The 15,502-nt window shown below is 72.9% G+C and carries 12 protein-coding genes; 4 read left to right on the top strand and 8 right to left on the bottom strand.

The window, feature by feature from the left end:
* The 4 genes from RI578_RS15400 to RI578_RS15415 form a co-directional block, all read right to left on the bottom strand.
* Positions 1 to 1,944 (bottom strand): ABC transporter permease subunit, encoded by a 1,944-nt coding sequence (locus RI578_RS15400; RefSeq protein WP_310871637.1) that lies wholly within the window; start codon positions 1,942 to 1,944, stop codon positions 1 to 3.
* Positions 1,944 to 3,236, bottom strand: coding sequence for a glycine betaine/L-proline ABC transporter ATP-binding protein (locus RI578_RS15405; RefSeq protein ID WP_310871638.1), 1,293 nt, complete (start codon positions 3,234 to 3,236; stop codon positions 1,944 to 1,946). The genes RI578_RS15400 and RI578_RS15405 overlap by 1 nt, the downstream gene beginning before the upstream one ends.
* On the bottom strand, positions 3,233 to 4,765 hold the full coding sequence (locus RI578_RS15410) for a GMC oxidoreductase (RefSeq protein ID WP_310871639.1): 1,533 nt from the start codon (positions 4,763 to 4,765) through the stop codon (positions 3,233 to 3,235). Before RI578_RS15410 ends, RI578_RS15405 begins: the two co-directional genes overlap by 4 nt.
* Before the next feature lie 93 nt (positions 4,766 to 4,858).
* The gene (locus RI578_RS15415; protein ID WP_310871640.1) at positions 4,859 to 6,388 is read right to left on the bottom strand and encodes an aldehyde dehydrogenase family protein; all 1,530 of its coding nucleotides are present in this window, start codon (positions 6,386 to 6,388) and stop codon (positions 4,859 to 4,861) included.
* A gap of 200 nt (positions 6,389 to 6,588) precedes the next feature.
* Here RI578_RS15415 and RI578_RS15420 point away from each other — a divergent pair, with 200 nt between their 5' ends.
* Positions 6,589 to 7,527 (top strand): bifunctional helix-turn-helix transcriptional regulator/GNAT family N-acetyltransferase, encoded by a 939-nt coding sequence (locus RI578_RS15420; protein WP_310871641.1) that lies wholly within the window; start codon positions 6,589 to 6,591, stop codon positions 7,525 to 7,527.
* Positions 7,528 to 7,584: 57 nt separating this feature from the next.
* Here RI578_RS15420 and RI578_RS15425 read toward each other — a convergent pair whose 3' ends face one another.
* The 4 genes from RI578_RS15425 to RI578_RS15440 all read right to left on the bottom strand — a co-directional run bounded on the left by RI578_RS15425 (position 7,585) and on the right by RI578_RS15440 (position 12,022).
* Positions 7,585 to 8,574, bottom strand: a complete 990-nt coding sequence (locus RI578_RS15425) for a malate dehydrogenase (protein WP_310871642.1) — start codon at positions 8,572 to 8,574, stop codon at positions 7,585 to 7,587.
* 341 nt (positions 8,575 to 8,915) lie between these two features.
* Complete coding sequence (locus tag RI578_RS15430; protein WP_310871643.1) at positions 8,916 to 10,220, bottom strand: DUF2690 domain-containing protein; 1,305 nt, start codon at positions 10,218 to 10,220, stop codon at positions 8,916 to 8,918.
* A 382-nt stretch (positions 10,221 to 10,602) separates the two neighbouring features.
* Positions 10,603 to 11,040 (bottom strand): DUF3017 domain-containing protein, encoded by a 438-nt coding sequence (locus RI578_RS15435; protein WP_310875776.1) that lies wholly within the window; start codon positions 11,038 to 11,040, stop codon positions 10,603 to 10,605.
* 127 nt (positions 11,041 to 11,167) lie between these two features.
* Positions 11,168 to 12,022 (bottom strand): bifunctional methylenetetrahydrofolate dehydrogenase/methenyltetrahydrofolate cyclohydrolase, encoded by an 855-nt coding sequence (locus RI578_RS15440; protein ID WP_310871644.1) that lies wholly within the window; start codon positions 12,020 to 12,022, stop codon positions 11,168 to 11,170.
* 331 nt (positions 12,023 to 12,353) lie between these two features.
* Here RI578_RS15440 and RI578_RS15445 point away from each other — a divergent pair, with 331 nt between their 5' ends.
* The 3 genes from RI578_RS15445 to RI578_RS15455 all read left to right on the top strand — a co-directional run bounded on the left by RI578_RS15445 (position 12,354) and on the right by RI578_RS15455 (position 15,416).
* Positions 12,354 to 12,974: a hypothetical protein gene (locus RI578_RS15445; protein ID WP_310871645.1), complete on the top strand. Its 621-nt coding sequence runs from the start codon at positions 12,354 to 12,356 to the stop codon at positions 12,972 to 12,974.
* 133 nt (positions 12,975 to 13,107) lie between these two features.
* Positions 13,108 to 13,854 carry an FHA domain-containing protein gene (locus RI578_RS15450; RefSeq protein ID WP_310871646.1) on the top strand — a complete coding sequence of 249 codons (747 nt, stop codon included), beginning with the start codon at positions 13,108 to 13,110 and terminating at the stop codon, positions 13,852 to 13,854.
* Positions 13,851 to 15,416: a protein kinase domain-containing protein gene (locus RI578_RS15455; RefSeq protein ID WP_310871647.1), complete on the top strand. Its 1,566-nt coding sequence runs from the start codon at positions 13,851 to 13,853 to the stop codon at positions 15,414 to 15,416. The genes RI578_RS15450 and RI578_RS15455 overlap by 4 nt, the downstream gene beginning before the upstream one ends.
* The last annotated feature ends 86 nt before the right edge of the window (positions 15,417 to 15,502 follow it).

Raw genomic sequence — 15,502 nt, forward strand, 5'->3', positions numbered from 1 at the left:
TCAGGCTCCCTTCTTCGTACGGCGCTCGGTCGGCTGGGTGACCCGGTCGAGCATCAGACCGAGGCAGACGATCGCCGCGCCGGCCACCAGGCCGGTCGCCAGGTCGCCCTGGGCCAGGCCGAAGACGACCTGGTAGCCGAGCGCGCCACCGCCGACCAGGCCGCCGATGATGACGACGGCGAGGACGAGGACGACGCCCTGGTTGACGGCGAGCAGCAGGGACCGGCGGGCCAGCGGGAGCTGGACCTGGCGCAGTTGCTGCCCGCTGGTGGCACCGAGCGAGCGGGCCGACTCCAGCGCGGCCGGGTCGACCTGGCGCAGCCCCTGGGCGGTGATGCGGACGACGGCCGGGAGGGCGTAGACGACCGCGGCGGCCACGGCGGGCGCGCGGCCCACGCCGAAGAGGGCGACGACCGGGATCAGGTACACGAACTGCGGCATCGTCTGGAAGACGTCCAGGACGGGCCGGAGCGCGCGCTCGAAGCGGTCGCTGCGGGCGGCGGCGATGCCCGTGGCGAAGCCGATGACCAGGGTCACGGCGACGGCGGCGAGGACCTGCGAGAGCGTGTCCAGGGACGGGTTCCACACGCCGAGCACGCCGATCGCGGCCATGGCGAGGACGGCGGTGAGCGCGGTGCGCCAGGTGCCGATCAGCCAGGCGAGGGCGGCGACGATCAGCAGTACGGACCACCAGGGCAGCCACTGGAGGCCGTCCCGGAGCGGGTTGAGGACCCAGCTGGTGAAGTGGGCGGCCCAGTCGGCGGTGCCGCCGATGACGGGGACGCCGGAGTAGAGGTGGGCGGTCATCCAGTCGACGGCCCGGTTGACGGGCTCGGCGATGTCCACCTCCCACGCCTCGGGCCAGTCGAGGAACCCGGCGAGCCGTCCGGCGACCGCGACGGCCGCGGCGGCGGCCAGGGCGTACAGCCAGGTCAGCGGAGACTTTCCGGATTCGCCGAGCCGCTCCCCCGCCGCGCCGGTCACCCGGTCCAGGACGACGGCGAGCAGCACGATCGGGATGCCGGCCGCGAGGGCCGCGCCCACGTCGACCGAGGCGAGCGCCTGGTAGACGCGGTCGCCGAGGCCGCCGGCGCCGATGACGGAGGCGATGACGGCCATGGACAGCGCCATCATGATCGTCTGGTTGACGCCGAGGAGGAGTTCCTTGCGGGCCAGCGGGATGCGGGCGGTCAGCAGCCGCTGGCGGGCGGTGGTGCCGAGGGACTCGACGGCCTCCAGGACCTCCTTGTCGGCGCCGCGCAGGCCGAGGGCGGTGAGCCGGGCCATGGGCGGGGCGGCGTAGACGACGGTGGCCAGGACGGCGGCGGGGACGCCGATGCCGAAGACCAGGACGACGGGGAGGAGGTAGGCGAAGGCGGGCAGCACCTGCATGGTGTCGAGCACCGGACGCAGGACGCGGTCCATCCGGTCGGACAGGCCGGCGGCCAGGCCCAGCAGGGCGCCTACGACGACCGACGCGAGCACGGCGACGACCATGAGCGCGAGGGTCTGCATGGTCGGCACCCACATGCCGAGCAGGCCGCAGGCCAGGAACGCGGCGGCCGTGCCGATCGCCAGCTTCACGCCGGCCACGCGCCAGGCGATCAGGGCGCCGATCGCGGTGACCCCGGCCCAGCCGACGGCGAGGAGGGCGAGGTACACGGCGCGTACGGCGATGACGACGACGTTGCTGACGTGGCCGAAGAAGTAGAGGAACAGCGGGTGGCTGTCGCGGTTGTCGATGATCCAGTCGCTGGCCTTGCCGAGGGGTTCGGAGACGTCGACGGTGAGGGCGGTGGGCCAGGTGGCGCCGCCCCACTGGGTTATGGCGAGGGGGACGAGGATCGCGGCGGCTGTCGCGAGGGTGAGGAGCTTGCGGGTGGCGGGGTGGGTGAGGATGCCTGGCGGGGCGGGCTTTCGGGCTGTTGCCGTGAGCGTTGCCATCAGACCTGCTCCTCGCTGGTGGCGGGGGGCGGGGTGGTCGTCTTGCGGCGCGTGGCCGGTGCCGCTGCGCCCACCCGTGCCGCCCCAGCGGCACGACTGCCCGCAGCTGCGGCGGGATTGTCCGCGGCTGCGGCGGCGGTGCCCGCGGCTGCGGCGGCGGTGCCCGCGGCTGCGGCGGGGGTTGCGTCGGCTGCGGCTGCGTCAGTCGTGGCCGTTGTGCCCGCTACCACCGACAGCAGTGCGTCCGCGTCGACCACCCCCAGGCAGCGGCCGTCGTCCATGACGCGGGCCGGGGAGCCGGCGCGGGCGACGGCCTCGATGGCCTCCGACACCGTGGCGTCGGGGCGGAGCGCGGGGCCGGTGCCGGCCTCGTCGGCCGAGGAGGCGGGGCGCATGGCCGTACGGACGGTGAGGACCTGCTCGCGCGGGACGTCGCGGACGAACTCGCGGACGTAGTCGTCGGCGGGCGAGCCGACGATCTCCTCGGGGGTGCCGAGCTGCACGACGCGGCCGTCGCGCATCAGGGCGATGCGGTCGCCCAGCTTGAGGGCTTCCTGGAGGTCGTGGGTGATGAAGACCATCGTGCGGCCCTCCTCGCGGTGCAGCCGGACGACCTCCTCCTGCATGTCCCGCCGGATCAGCGGGTCGAGCGCGCTGAACGGCTCGTCGAAGAGCAGCACCTCGGGGTCGACGGCGAGGGCGCGGGCCAGGCCGACGCGCTGGCGCTGGCCGCCGGAGAGCTGGCCGGGGCGGCGGTGCTCCAGGCCCTCCAGGCCGACCTTGGCGACGATGGCGGCGGCGCGCTCGCGGCGCTCGGCGCGGCCCATGCCCTGGACCTCCAGGCCGTAGGCCACGTTGTCGAGGACCGTGCGGTGCGGGAGCAGGCCGAAGTGCTGGAAGACCATCGCGGCGCGGTGGCGGCGCAGCTCGCGCAGCCGGGACTTGTCCATCGCGCGGACGTCCTCGCCGTCGATGGCGATGGAGCCGGCCGTCGGCTCGATCAGCCGGGTCAGGCAGCGTACGAGGGTGGACTTGCCGGAGCCGGACAGGCCCATGACGACGAAGACCTCGCCCTTGCGCACGTCGAAGGAGACGTCCGCCACGGCGGCCGTGCAGCCGGTGCGCGAGCGCAGCTCGGCCGGGCTCAGGGCACTCAGTTCGGGGTCGGCGGGGATCCGGTCGGCCTTGGGGCCGAAGACCTTCCACAGGCCGTCCACGGAGAAGACCGGGGCGGCGGAATCGGTGGCCTCGGGCGTACCCGGCGGCGTACTGGCGCTGGTGGTGGTACTCATCGGGCGTCACCACCGATCAGCTCGACGGCGCGCTCGCCGACCATGAGGACGCCGATCATCGGGTTCACGGCGGGCATGGTCGGGAAGACGGAGGCGTCGGCGATGCGGATGCCCTCCAGGCCGCGGACGCGCAGCTCGGGGTCGACGACGGCCTGCTCGTCGGTGGCGGCGCCCATGCGGCAGGTGCCCGCCGGGTGGTAGACGGTGTGGGCGACCTTGCGGGCGTACTCGCTCAGCTCCTCGTCGCCGGTGACGTCCGGGCCGGGGCAGACCTCGCGCTTGAGCCAGCCGGCCAGCGGCTCGGCCTTGGCGACCTCACGGGCGATCCTGATGCCGTCGACGAGGGTGCGGCCGTCGTAGTCGTCCTCGTCGGTGAAGTAGCGGAAGTCCAGGGCGGGCTTCACGGACGGGTCGGCGCTGGTCAGGTAGAGACGGCCGCGGGACTTCGGCTTGGGGATGTTCGGGGTCATGGAGACGCCGAACTCCGGGCGCTCGTAGCCGAGGCGCTCCGGGTTGTCCGTGAACGGGATCTGGTAGAAGTGGAACATCAGGTCGGGGCCCGCGTGTTCGGGGTCGCGGCGCACGAACAGACCGGCGTCGGAGTCCATCGCGGAGTTGTCCGGGATGGGGCCGTTGGTCTCCCACACGATCACCGACTCGGGGTGGTCGAGCAGGTTCTCGCCGACGCCGGGCAGGTCGAGCGCCACGGGTATGCCGAGGGCCTCCAGCTGGTCCTTCGGGCCGATGCCCGAGTGCAGCAGCAGGCGCGGCGAGTCGACGGCGCCGGCGCAGAGCACCACCTCGTTGCGTGCCTGGACGAGGATCTCCTCGCCGTCCTTGGTGCGGACGTGGACGCCCTCGGCGCGGGCGCCGTCGAGCTGGAGCTTGTACGCCCAGGTCTCCAGCATGACGGTGAGGTTGGGGCGTTCGTCCATCACCGGGTGCAGGTACGCCACCGAAGCCGAGGAACGCTTGTTGTTCTCGGGGTGGTAGGCGAGGTCGAAGAAGCCGACTCCCTCGGTGAACGGCTTCTTGTTGAAGCCCTCGACGCGGGGGACCTCCAGGGCCTTCTGCGCGGAGTCGACGAAGTCGCGGGCGATGGCGTTCCGGTCCTTCTCGTCGACCGGGACGATGTTGTTCTTCAGCCGCGCGTAGTACGCCTCCATCGGCACCGCGCCCCAGCCCTTGGCGCCGGCCGCCTCCCACTCGTCCCAGTCGGAGGGCAGCGGCTTGAAGGCGATGAGCGTGTTGTGCGAGGAGCAGCCGCCGAGCACCCGGGCGCGACTGTGCCGGATGTGCGAATTGCCGCGTGGCTGCTCGGTGGTCGGGTAGTCGTAGTCCAGCTCGCCGCCGAGCAGGCCCATCCAGCGGCGCAGGGTCAGCACGTCGTCGCGGCCGACGTCGCTGGGGCCGCCCTCGATGACGGCGACGGTGACGTCCGGGTTCTCGGTGAGGCGGGAGGCGATCACCGATCCCGCGGTGCCGCCGCCTATGACGACGTAGTCGTAGACGTGGGAGGTCTCGGGCATGGGGGTACTCCAGAGGGTGAGCGGACGGGGAGCCGGGCGGCCCGGGTGAGGTGCGGGCGGGGTGGAGTGGGGCGTGGGCGGAGCGAAGCGGCGTCAGCCGGCGAACCAGCGGACGGGCTTCGGGGCGAGGTTCTGGTAGACGTGCTTGCTCTCGCGGTACTCGGCGAGGCCCGCGGGGCCCAGTTCGCGGCCGACGCCGCTCTTGCCGAAGCCGCCCCACTCGGCCTGCGGGAGGTAGGGGTGGAAGTCGTTGATCCAGACGGTGCCGTGCCGGAGCCGGCCCGCGACCCGGCGGGCCCGTCCCGCGTCGGCGGTCCAGACGGCACCGGCCAGACCGTACTCGGTGTCGTTGGCGAGGGCTACGGCCTCGTCCTCGGTGCGGAAGGTCTCGACGGTGAGCACCGGTCCGAAGACCTCCTCCCGTACGACCTTCATCTCCCGGTGGCAGTGGTCGAGGACGGTCGGCTCGTAGAAGTAGCCGGTATCCGGCCGCTGGGGGGACGGCTCGGGGCGCTTGCCGCCGCAGCGCAGCTCGGCACCCTCGGCCAGCGCGGAGGCGACGTAGTCCTCGGTCTTGGCGCGCTGCTGCTCGGAGACGAGCGGGCCGCACTCGACGCCGTCCTCGGTGCCGCGGCCGAGGCGGATCTTCGCGGCGCGGCGGGCGAGTTCGGCGACGAAGCGTTCGCGGACCGACTCCTCGATGATGAGCCGGCCGCCGGCGGAGCAGACCTGGCCGCTGTGGATGAAGGCGGCGTTGAGGGCCTGGTCGACGGCGGTGTCGAAGCCCTCCTCGGTCTCGCAGGCGTCGGCGAAGACGACGTTGGGGTTCTTGCCGCCGAGTTCGAGGGCGACCTTCTTGACGGTGACGGCGGCGGCCTGGGCGACCTTGGTGCCGCTGATCAGGCCGCCGGTGAAGGAGACCAGGTCGACGTCGGGGTGCTCGGCGAGGCGGGCGCCGACGCTGTGGCCGGGACCGGTGACGATGTTGGCGACGCCGGTGGGGAGGCCGGCCTCGGTCAGCAGGTCGATCAGGGCGACGGTGGTCATCGGGGTGATCTCGCTGGGCTTGATCACGAAGGTGTTGCCCGCGGCGAGCGCGGGGGCGATCTTCCAGCTGGCCTGGAGGAGCGGGTAGTTCCAGGGCGTGATCATCGCGCAGACGCCGACCGGCTCGTGCACGACGACGCTGTGGATGTCGGGCGAGCCCGCGTCGACGACCCGGCCGGGGGCCTCACCGGCGACCAGGTCGGCGAAGTAGCGGAAGGCGTCGGCGACGCAGTCGATGTCGACCCGGCCCTCCTCGACGGTCTTGCCCGCGTCGCGGCTCTCCAGCAGGCCGAGCGGCTCGCGGTCGCGTACGAGGAGGTCGGCGACGCGGCGCAGCAGGGCGGCGCGTTCGGCGACCGGGGTGTGCGGCCACTCGCCCGTGTCGAAGGCGTGCCGGGCGGCGGCCACCGCGAGGTCGGTGTCCTTCTCGTCGCCCTCCGCGATGACGGCGAACGGCCGGGCGTCCGCGGGGTCGAGGATCTCGCGGGTGGCGCCGGAGGACGCCGCCAGCCACTCGCCTCCCGCGTGAATGGTCCGGTGCGCCCGCTCCGCCGGAGTTTCCGTGCTGTTCGCCATGATCGGTATTGCCTTCCGTTCCTGTTCAACCCCCCTGTGTCACACTCGTGTCACTCCCGGGGACCGTGAGCCCCTGCCCACCGGCCCCGCATGCATGCCGAACCGGTGACCGAAAGTGCGGCGCATCACTAAGGAAAGGGACGGATGGGCATGAAGCGCGCACATGGACGCGTCGGTTTCCTTTGACTAGGGTCAAAGGTATGGAGCCAGTGACAGAGGGCGCGGCAGAGAGCGCGGTGACCGGGGGCGCGGTGACGGAGGACGTCACGGCGTTGCGGCACTTCAACCGTTATTTCACGCGTCGCATCGGCGTCCTCGACGACCGCTATCTCGGCCAGGACCGCCCGCTCGGCGAGGCCCGGCTGCTCTTCGAGATCGCCGAGAGCGGCTCCGGGGTGTCCCTGCGGGACCTGCGCGTCCGCCTCGGCCTGGACGCCGGGTACCTGAGCCGGATGGTGAGGGCCCTGGAGGCGCAGGGCATGGTCCGGCTGGGCGTGCACCCCGGCGACAGCCGGCTGCGTACGGTCGAGCCGACCCCCGCCGGACGGGCCGAGGTCGCGGAGCAGAACCGCCGGGCCGACGTGCTCGTCTCCGGGCTGCTCCAGGGGCTCGCCCCGGACCAGCGCCGACGGCTGACCGACGCCATGGCCACCGCCCAGCGCCTGCTGCGGCTGGCCGCCGTCACCGTGACACCGGTCGACGCCCGCGTCCCGGACGCCCGCGCCTGCCTGGCCGCCTACGCCGCCGACCTGGACGCGCGCTTCCCCGAGGGCTTCGACCCCTCCGACCTCGTGGGGCCCGAGGAGGTGTCGGGGGACGCCGGGGCGTTCCTCGTCGCGTACGAGGAGGGGCGGCCGGTCGGCTGCGGGGCGCTGCGGCGGACGGCACCCGGGGTCGGCGAGATCAAGCACGTGTGGGTGCACCCCGGCGCCCGGCGGCTCGGGCTGGCCCGGCGCCTGCTCGACGGGCTGGAGGGCGAGGCCGCCGCGCGCGGCCTGACCGTCGTACGGCTCGACACGCACGCCGTGCTCACCGAGGCGCGGGCGATGTACGAGGCGTCCGGCTACACCGAGATCCCGGCGTACTCCGACCATGTCTACGCCGGGCACTGGTTCGAGAAGCGGCTGCCGCGAGCCTGACAACGGGCGCGGGCCCCGTCCCGGAACCGGAACGGGGCCCGTGCGGGCGGGGTGGGCTCAGATGAGGCCGAGAGCGCGGACCGCCTCGCGCTCCTCCGACAGCTCCTTGACGGAGGCGTCGATGCGGGCGCGGGAGAACTCGTTGATGTCCAGGCCCTGGACGATCTCGTACTTGCCGTCCTTGGTGGTGACCGGGAAGGAGGAGATGATGCCCTCCGGGACGCCGTAGGAGCCGTCCGACGGGATGCCCATGGAGGCCCAGTCGCCCTCGGCGGTGCCGTTGACCCAGGTGTGGACGTGGTCGATGGCGGCGTTGGCGGCGGACGCGGCCGACGAGGCGCCGCGGGCCTCGATGATGGCGGCGCCGCGCTTGGCGACGGTCGGGATGAAGTCCTCGGCCAGCCACTTCTCGTCGCCCACGACCTCGGCGGCGTTCTTGCCGGCGATGGTGGCGTTGAAGATGTCCGGGTACTGCGTGGCGGAGTGGTTGCCCCAGATGGTCAGGCGCTTGATGTCGGTGACCGACGAGCCCGTCTTCTTCGCGAGCTGGGTCAGCGCGCGGTTGTGGTCCAGGCGGGTCATGGCGGTGAAGCGCTCGGCCGGTACGTCCGGGGCGGCGGCCTGGGCGATCAGGGCGTTGGTGTTGGCCGGGTTGCCGACAACGAGGACCTTGATGTCGTCCGCGGCGTGGTCGTTGATGGCCTTGCCCTGCGGCTTGAAGATGCCGCCGTTGGCCTCCAGGAGGTCACCGCGCTCCATGCCCTTGGTGCGAGGGCGGGCGCCGACGAGGAGGGCGACGTTGGCGCCGTCGAAGGCGACGTTCGGGTCGTCGGTGATCTCGATGCCCTGGAGGAGCGGGAACGCGCAGTCGTCCAGCTCCATCGCGGTGCCCGCGGCGGCGTTGAGCGCCGGGGTGATCTCCAGGAGGCGCAGCTTGACCGGCACGTCCGCGCCGAGCAGCTGGCCGGAGGCGATGCGGAAGAGCAGGGCGTAACCGATCTGGCCGGCCGCGCCGGTGACGGTGACGTTCACGGGAGTGCGGGTCATGGCGTTCTCCGTATGACAGCTGGCGGTGGGGCGTCCCTGCCCCGGGCGTTTGATCGATCTCTTGGTATCAAGAGATCGATCCAGCCGTCAGGCTATCGCGCCTCCCGTGCCCGGGACGTCCGGGTCGGTGTGGCCCGTCCCACAGGATCACCGCCGGATCACCCGCGCGCGCGAACGGCGTGCGGAACCGAGGGCATGAAAAGGCGGCCGCCTGTCCGGGAGAGGGGGGACGAAGGCGACCGCCGTTCGGGGATACCGTTGCCGGACTCCCGTGGGGGTACTTCTCGCGTGCCCCTGACTCCGCGGGCCATGCCTGCCGCGGAGGATTTTTCTCCCCGCGGCTACTCCGTGCAGCCCTTCTGGCCCGCCGCCAGCGTCACGCACGCCTTGGCGTCGGCCGCGGACTTGACCGCCACCATCGGGGTGTACGCGACGGTGTCGGCGGCCCCGGTGATCGAGCCCGTCTGCGGGCTCGCGCCGTCCGCGCTCACCTGCACCTCGTCGCCCTGGGCGGCCTGGGTGACCCGGGCCCACGCCGCGCCGCAGATCTTGCTGTAGCGGACCTCGACGGCGGCCGTGCCGACGGTGGCGGTCGCGGCGGTGGTCACCAGGTCGCCGCCGCAGCCCATGATCTCCGGGTCCTTGCCGGTGCAGGCGTCGCCGCTGCACTTCACGCCGGGCGGCAGCTCGGGGTCGGAGCTGACGGTGGGCGACGGGGACGGTTTCGCGCCCTCGTTCTTCTTCTCACCACCGTCGTTCAGAAGGAAGAAGGCGCCCGCGATCACGACGAGCACGCCGACGACGCCCGCGACGAACGTCGTCATCCGCTTGCTGCCGCCCCCGGAGGGCCGGGTCCGCGAACGGGAGCCGCCGTGCGGGGGCTCGCCGTACGAGCCGGAGGGCGTCGGGGAGGCCGAGGGGCCGTGGCCGTTCGGTGCGGCGGCGGCCGGCGCCGCCGGACCCCGCGCGGCTTCCCCCGAGTCGGCCCGGGTCCCGGACCACGCCGTACGGTCACCGGTCGGCGCCGGTCCCCGGTACCCGGCGATGCCCCACGAGTTGCCGTCGGTCGCGCCGCCGGACGACGGGACGGAGGGCGCGCCCGGCGCACCGCCGCCCCGGACCGTACCGACGGCCGAGTCGGGGCTGTCGGCGGCCGTCGGCTGCGCGGGAACCGTCGGCGGCAGCGTGGGTGCCACACCGGCCGGTCCGGCGATCCCGGGCGTGGCCGTGGCGCCGCCGCCGTGTCGGCCGGTCCGGCTCCCCTTGCCGTTCCGGCCGCCGTTGCCCGACTTGGCCGCGGGCGTGCCCAGCTCGCCGAGCGCGGCGCGCGCCTGGGAGATCCGGATGGCCTCCATGGTCATGTCATGGCGCATCTCCGAGCGGCTCCAGGCCCGCTCGGCCAGCTCCCACATGGTGGTCAGGTGGACGGGATTGGTCCGCGTCACCTCGGCGAGGGCCACGATGGCGCCCTTCGGCGCCAGCAGCCGGCCGTTCAGATAGCGCTCCCAGGACGTCTTGCTGTAGCCCGTGGCGTCGGCCACCGACGCGATGCTCAGCTCACTGCGGTCCACGAGTCGGCGCAACTGACTCGTGAACTCTCTGATCTGCGGATCGAGTTCATCCGGCAAGGCCTTCCAACGAGGCATTGCTTCCCCCTCTTCCCCCCGGTGACGTGCTGTTCGTTCCCCGTTTGGTCCTCGCGCGCGGCGTCCCGCGTGGAGTCCCCGTTCTGGCTACCCACAGGGATGCGCCCGGTCAGGATCTCAGTTCCCGGGGTGGGGGCGCACAGGAGCACAGGGGTCGCGAACATGCACCGTCGCACGCTCACCGACCCGTGGTCCAGTGTCCCACCGGCGTTCCCCTGCCCGGAACCGAACCCCGTTTTTCGCGGCTCGCGTAGCGGAGTAGCGGAACGGTCACTTCCGTGCCACAGCGCCCCGACAGGCGTTGAACAGGGCGTTCGCCGTGCAGGAGGGTTGGTCCCGGCGGGCGGCCCGTCCTTCCACGGGGGTGAGGACGGGCCGTTCGCTAACTCACCGTGAAGTGCAGGGTGTCCTTCAGGAACGGGATCTCCAGCCACGGTTTCGGCTGGGCCATCATCGCCAGCAGGACGATGGAGAGGCCGAGGATGCCGTAGGTGGTGATGTCCGTGAAGCGGGAGCGCACGGCGAGCATGCCGACGTCGGGCAGCACCCAGCGCAGCGCCGCGCCGACCAGTAGGGCGGTGCCGATCAGCAGGGTCCCGTAGCGGAACACGTCCAGCGCGGTCAGCAGCAGGCCGAGGCCCACCAGTCCGACCACGAGGAGGATCGGCCACTGCCGGGCGGGCGCCGGGGCGTCGCCGGCCGCGGCGCGGCCGCCGCCCTCGGGGCGCGCGGTGTCGCGGGTGAAGAGCGGGAACCGGCGGGTGATCCGCCGCGGCCTGCCCTCGGCGTCGGGCGCGCTGACGGGGTCCCGGACGGTGATGTCCTCCGGGTGCTCCGCGTGCTTCCGGTGCCCCGCGTGCTCCCGGTGCCCCGCGTGCTCCCGGTGCTCGACGTGCTTCCGGTGCTCCGAGTCGTCCGCGTGCTCCGGGCGCTCGGCGTCGGTGTCGTCAGCCGGCACTGCGCTCCGCCGCCTCCACCACGTTGACGAGCAGCTGGGCCCGGGTCATGGGGCCGACGCCGCCGGGGTTCGGGGAGATCCAGGCGGCGACCTCGGCCACGCCGGGGTGGACGTCGCCCATGATCTTGCCCTCGGCGTTGCGCGAGACGCCCACGTCGAGGACGGCCGCGCCCGGCTTGACGTCCTCGGGGCGGACCAGGTGCGGGGAGCCGGCCGCGGCGACGACGATGTCCGCGCGCTTGAGGTGGGCGGACAGGTCCCGGGTGCCGGTGTGGCACTGGGTCACGGTGGCGTTCTCGCTGCGCCGGGTGAGCAGCAGCGGCATCGGGCGGCCGATCGTGACGCCGCGGCCGACGACCACGACCTCGGCGCCCTTGATCTCCACGCCGTGGCGGCGCAGGAGGGTGAGGATGCCGTTCGGGGTGCAGGGCAGGGGGGCCGGCTCGTTCAGGACGAGACGCCCGAGGTTCATCGGGTGCAGGCCGTCCGCGTCCTTGTCCGGGTCCATCAGCTCCAGGATGCGGTTCTCGTCGATGCCCTTCGGCAGGGGCAGCTGGACGATGTAGCCGGTGCAGGTGGGGTCCTCGTTCAGCTCGCGGACGACCGCCTCGATCTCCTCCTGCGTCGCCGTGGCGGGCAGTTCGCGCTGGATGGAGGCGATGCCGACCTGGGCGCAGTCGCGGTGCTTGCCGGCGACGTACTTCTGGCTGCCGGGGTCGTCGCCGACCAGGACGGTGCCGAGGCCGGGTGTGACGCCCCTCTCCTTCAGCGCCGCCACGCGGGCGGTCAGTTCGGACTTGATCGCGGCTGCGGTGGCCTTGCCATCGAGAATCTGGGCGGTCATGCCCCCATCCTCGCGGATGACCGGCCCCCGGTTCCAATCCGGCCGACATCCGGGCACCGGCGAAGCGCTCACCGGGCGCCGACCGGGGCCTCGACCGGAGCGCCGGCCGGGCGCCCCGGGGCGCGTCCCACCCCGGCTGATCGCGATCGACGCTGTTGCACTTGCACAACACCTTGCGGCCGGGCTGGACAAGTAAGAGATAGGTCAAGAACGATTGGGCACAAGCACAGTGCCGCGGGGCCGTACCGGGGGGACGAACCGCCACGAAGTACCTCCTCCGCATCGAGCCACGCGTCGTCCCCGCACGTGACAGCTACGGAGGAAGTCCCGCATGAGTTTCGGCGACCCGAACAACCCCTACGGTCCGCCGCAGGGCCAGCAGGGCCAGCAGCACGGCCAGCAGCCGAACTACGGCTACCCCCAGCAGCAGCCCCAGGGCCAGCCCGGCTACGGCTACCCCGCCGCCCCGCCGGTCCAGCCCTACGGCGGCGGCTACGCCCCCGCCCCCGCGGTCATGCCCGGCACGGTGAAGGCCGCGCGCGTGATGCTGTTCGTGCTGGGCGCCTGCCAGGTCATCGGCGGCGTGCTGATGATCGCGGCCAGCTCCTGGTTCGCCGACTACATCGAGGACGAGGTCAACTCCGACCCCACCATCTCGGCGCAGGACGCGGACACCGTCACGAGCATCGGCGCGGGCCTCATGATCGGCGTCGGCGTGATCTTCCTGGCGTTCGCGTTCTGGGCGATATTCACAGGTGTCAAGTTCGCCACCGGCCGGGGCGGTCCGCGGGTCTCCGCGATCGTCTACGGCTCGATCGTGACGCTGGTCAGCGTGATCAACCTGCTGGGCGCCAACATCTTCGCCCTGATCAGCCTGGTCCTCGGCATCCTGATCATCGTCTTCTGCGCCAACAAGAACGGCAGTTACTGGTTCAACCGCCCGCAGTACTGAACCGGCGCCCGCCACGGCACACTTCGCGCCAATCAAGCCATGGGGCCGTGTCTCACCCGTACGAGGGGAGACACGGCCCCGGTGCGTCGCAATAGTCTGACGTGGGTAGCCGTCAGGCACGGGGAGACGCACCTTGTACAGCATCATCGTGGTACCTCCGCCGACCACGGAGGACGAACACACCCGCACCCAGTTCCGGCTCGCACCCGGCGAACGGCTCGTCTTCGGGCGGTCCGTGCCCGAGGGCGGACTGCTCATCGGGCACGACGGAGTGTCCCGCAGAGCCGGTGAGATCACCGCCCACGGCACCTTCTGGGCCCTGAGCAACCTGTCCGCCCACCAGACCTACGTGGTGGAGAACCCGGAGGGCGCCGGCGAGCACATCAAGGTGGCGCCGGGCCGGCTGGACGCCCCGGTGCCGTTCGAGTTCTCGCGGATCGTGCTGCCCGCCGCGGGCGACCTGCTGCCGGTCGAGGTGTGGGCACCGCGCCACGACTATCTGCGCGCCGAGGACGGCACCGACGGCGAGCCGACCGCCCCGGCCTTCTCCGTCGACCGCACCAAACGGTACTTCGCGGTCCTGGCCGCCCTGTGCGAACCGCGGCTGCGCGGGGCGCCGCACGCGCCGCTGCCGACCGTCGAGCAGGTCGTCGAGCGGCTGCGGCCGGGCTGGCCGGCCGCGTCGCGCACGTCCGTCCAGTGGAACATCGACTACCTGGCGGTGAAGCTGCGGCTGAAGCCGGGCCCGGAGACGGCGGAGGCGGGCGCGCGGCTCAACGGCAAGAAGGAGTCCCTGGTGTCCATGGCGCTCCGCTTCGACCTCGTACGGGAGGACGACCTCGTGGTCCTCGCGGCACCGCCGCGCCGGGTGCCCCGGTGACCGAGCCGTACGCCGTCCCGGTGCCGAAGGGTTACCGGGTCGGCGTCTGGGAGGTGCGGGCGCCGATCGCGACGGGCGCCTTCGGCAGCGTGTACGAGGCCCGCAGGGCCGGTGGGGGCGACGCCGGCGGCCTTCCGCGCACGGCCGCCCTGAAGTTCCTGCCGACCGGTACGGGCACCCCGCGCCAGCTGTCCCACCTGCGCGAACTCGTCGAGCGCGAGGTCGAGTTGCACCGCCGGCTGCGGCGGCCCCGGCTGGTGCGGATGTACGAGACCCTCGTCGTCGACGACCCGGCCCGCCCCGCGCTCGACGGCGCCACCGTGCTCGTACTGGAGAAGGCGGAGGGGTCCCTGTCCGCCCTGCTGTCCGCGTCGCCGCGCCCGGCCGCCGGGCCCGCGCTGGTCGCCCAGGTGTGCGAGGGCCTGGCCCAGCTGCATCACGCCGGGTGGGTGCACGGAGACCTGAAACCGGCCAACGTGCTGCTGATGAGGGACGGTTCGGCCCGGCTCGCCGACTTCAACATGGCCGCCGAACTGGAAGGCACCCACGCCTACACCCCCGCCTTCTCCACCCCCGACTACACCCCGCCCGAACTGCTCTGGTCCGAGATCGGCGAACGCGGCCGGCGGATCCGCCCCTCCGCCGACGTCTGGGCCTTCGGCGTCCTCGCCCACCTCGTCCTCACCGGCTCCTTCCCGCTGCCCGGCGGCACCCCGGCGGCCCGCCGCGACGCCGGGGCCGCCTACGCGCGCGGCACCGAGGAGCTGCGTCTGTCGCCCGCGCTGCCCGAGGCGTGGCGGGAGATCGTGCGCGCGTGCCTGACCCGTACGCACGCCGAACGCATCGGCACGGACGCCCTGTTGCGGCGGGTGGCGGCGGCCGCGGGAGGTACGGGCGGCCGGTCCGTCCTGCCGCGCCGCGCGGGCCCCCGGCGCACGGCCCTCGCCGCGGCGGCCGCCACCGTGGCCGTCGCCGCGCTCGGCTACGGCATCAGCACCCGCGCCGGCGACGACGGCCCCGGCTCCGCACCCGGCGGCCGGGGTCCCGGCGGCACCGCGACCGTCTCCGCCGCCTCCTACGGTGCCGGTGAACTGCGCACCGACCGGGACGTGCCGGCCGCCTACCGCCTGCTGATCGTCGAGACGGCGCACGACTGCGACCGCGAGGAGGTCAGCCCGCCCCTGATCGCCGCCATGCTGAAGGTGGAGAGCGACTTCGACCCGGCCCTCGCGGACCCCGCGAAGAACGAGTACGGAATCGCCCGCTGGACCCCGAGCGTCCTGCGCTGGTGGATGAACGAGGACGGAACCCCCGGCGAGGAGGTCCCCGAACCCCCCTTCCCGCCGGCCGAGTCCATCCCGGCGATGGGCCGCTACCTGTGCTGGATCACCCCGCGCCTCGACGCCGGCCTCCCGGGCGACCGCCGGGTGCTGATCGCCGTGGCCTACCGGACGTCGTACGACAAGGTGAACGACGCGGGCGGGGTTCCCCCGAAGTACCGCGACTACGCCGCCCGCGTCGCTCACCACCTCAAGGAGTACACGCCGCCGGGGAGGAAGTGACCCTGAGAGTTACGAGGTACCGCGCGGCGACCGCCCCGGGCACGGTGTGAGCACACCGCTCCGGCGGTACGACACCGACGTTCATG

The sequence above is a fragment of the Streptomyces sp. BB1-1-1 genome, from assembly GCF_031597775.1.
Lineage (GTDB): Bacteria > Actinomycetota > Actinomycetes > Streptomycetales > Streptomycetaceae > Streptomyces > Streptomyces thinghirensis.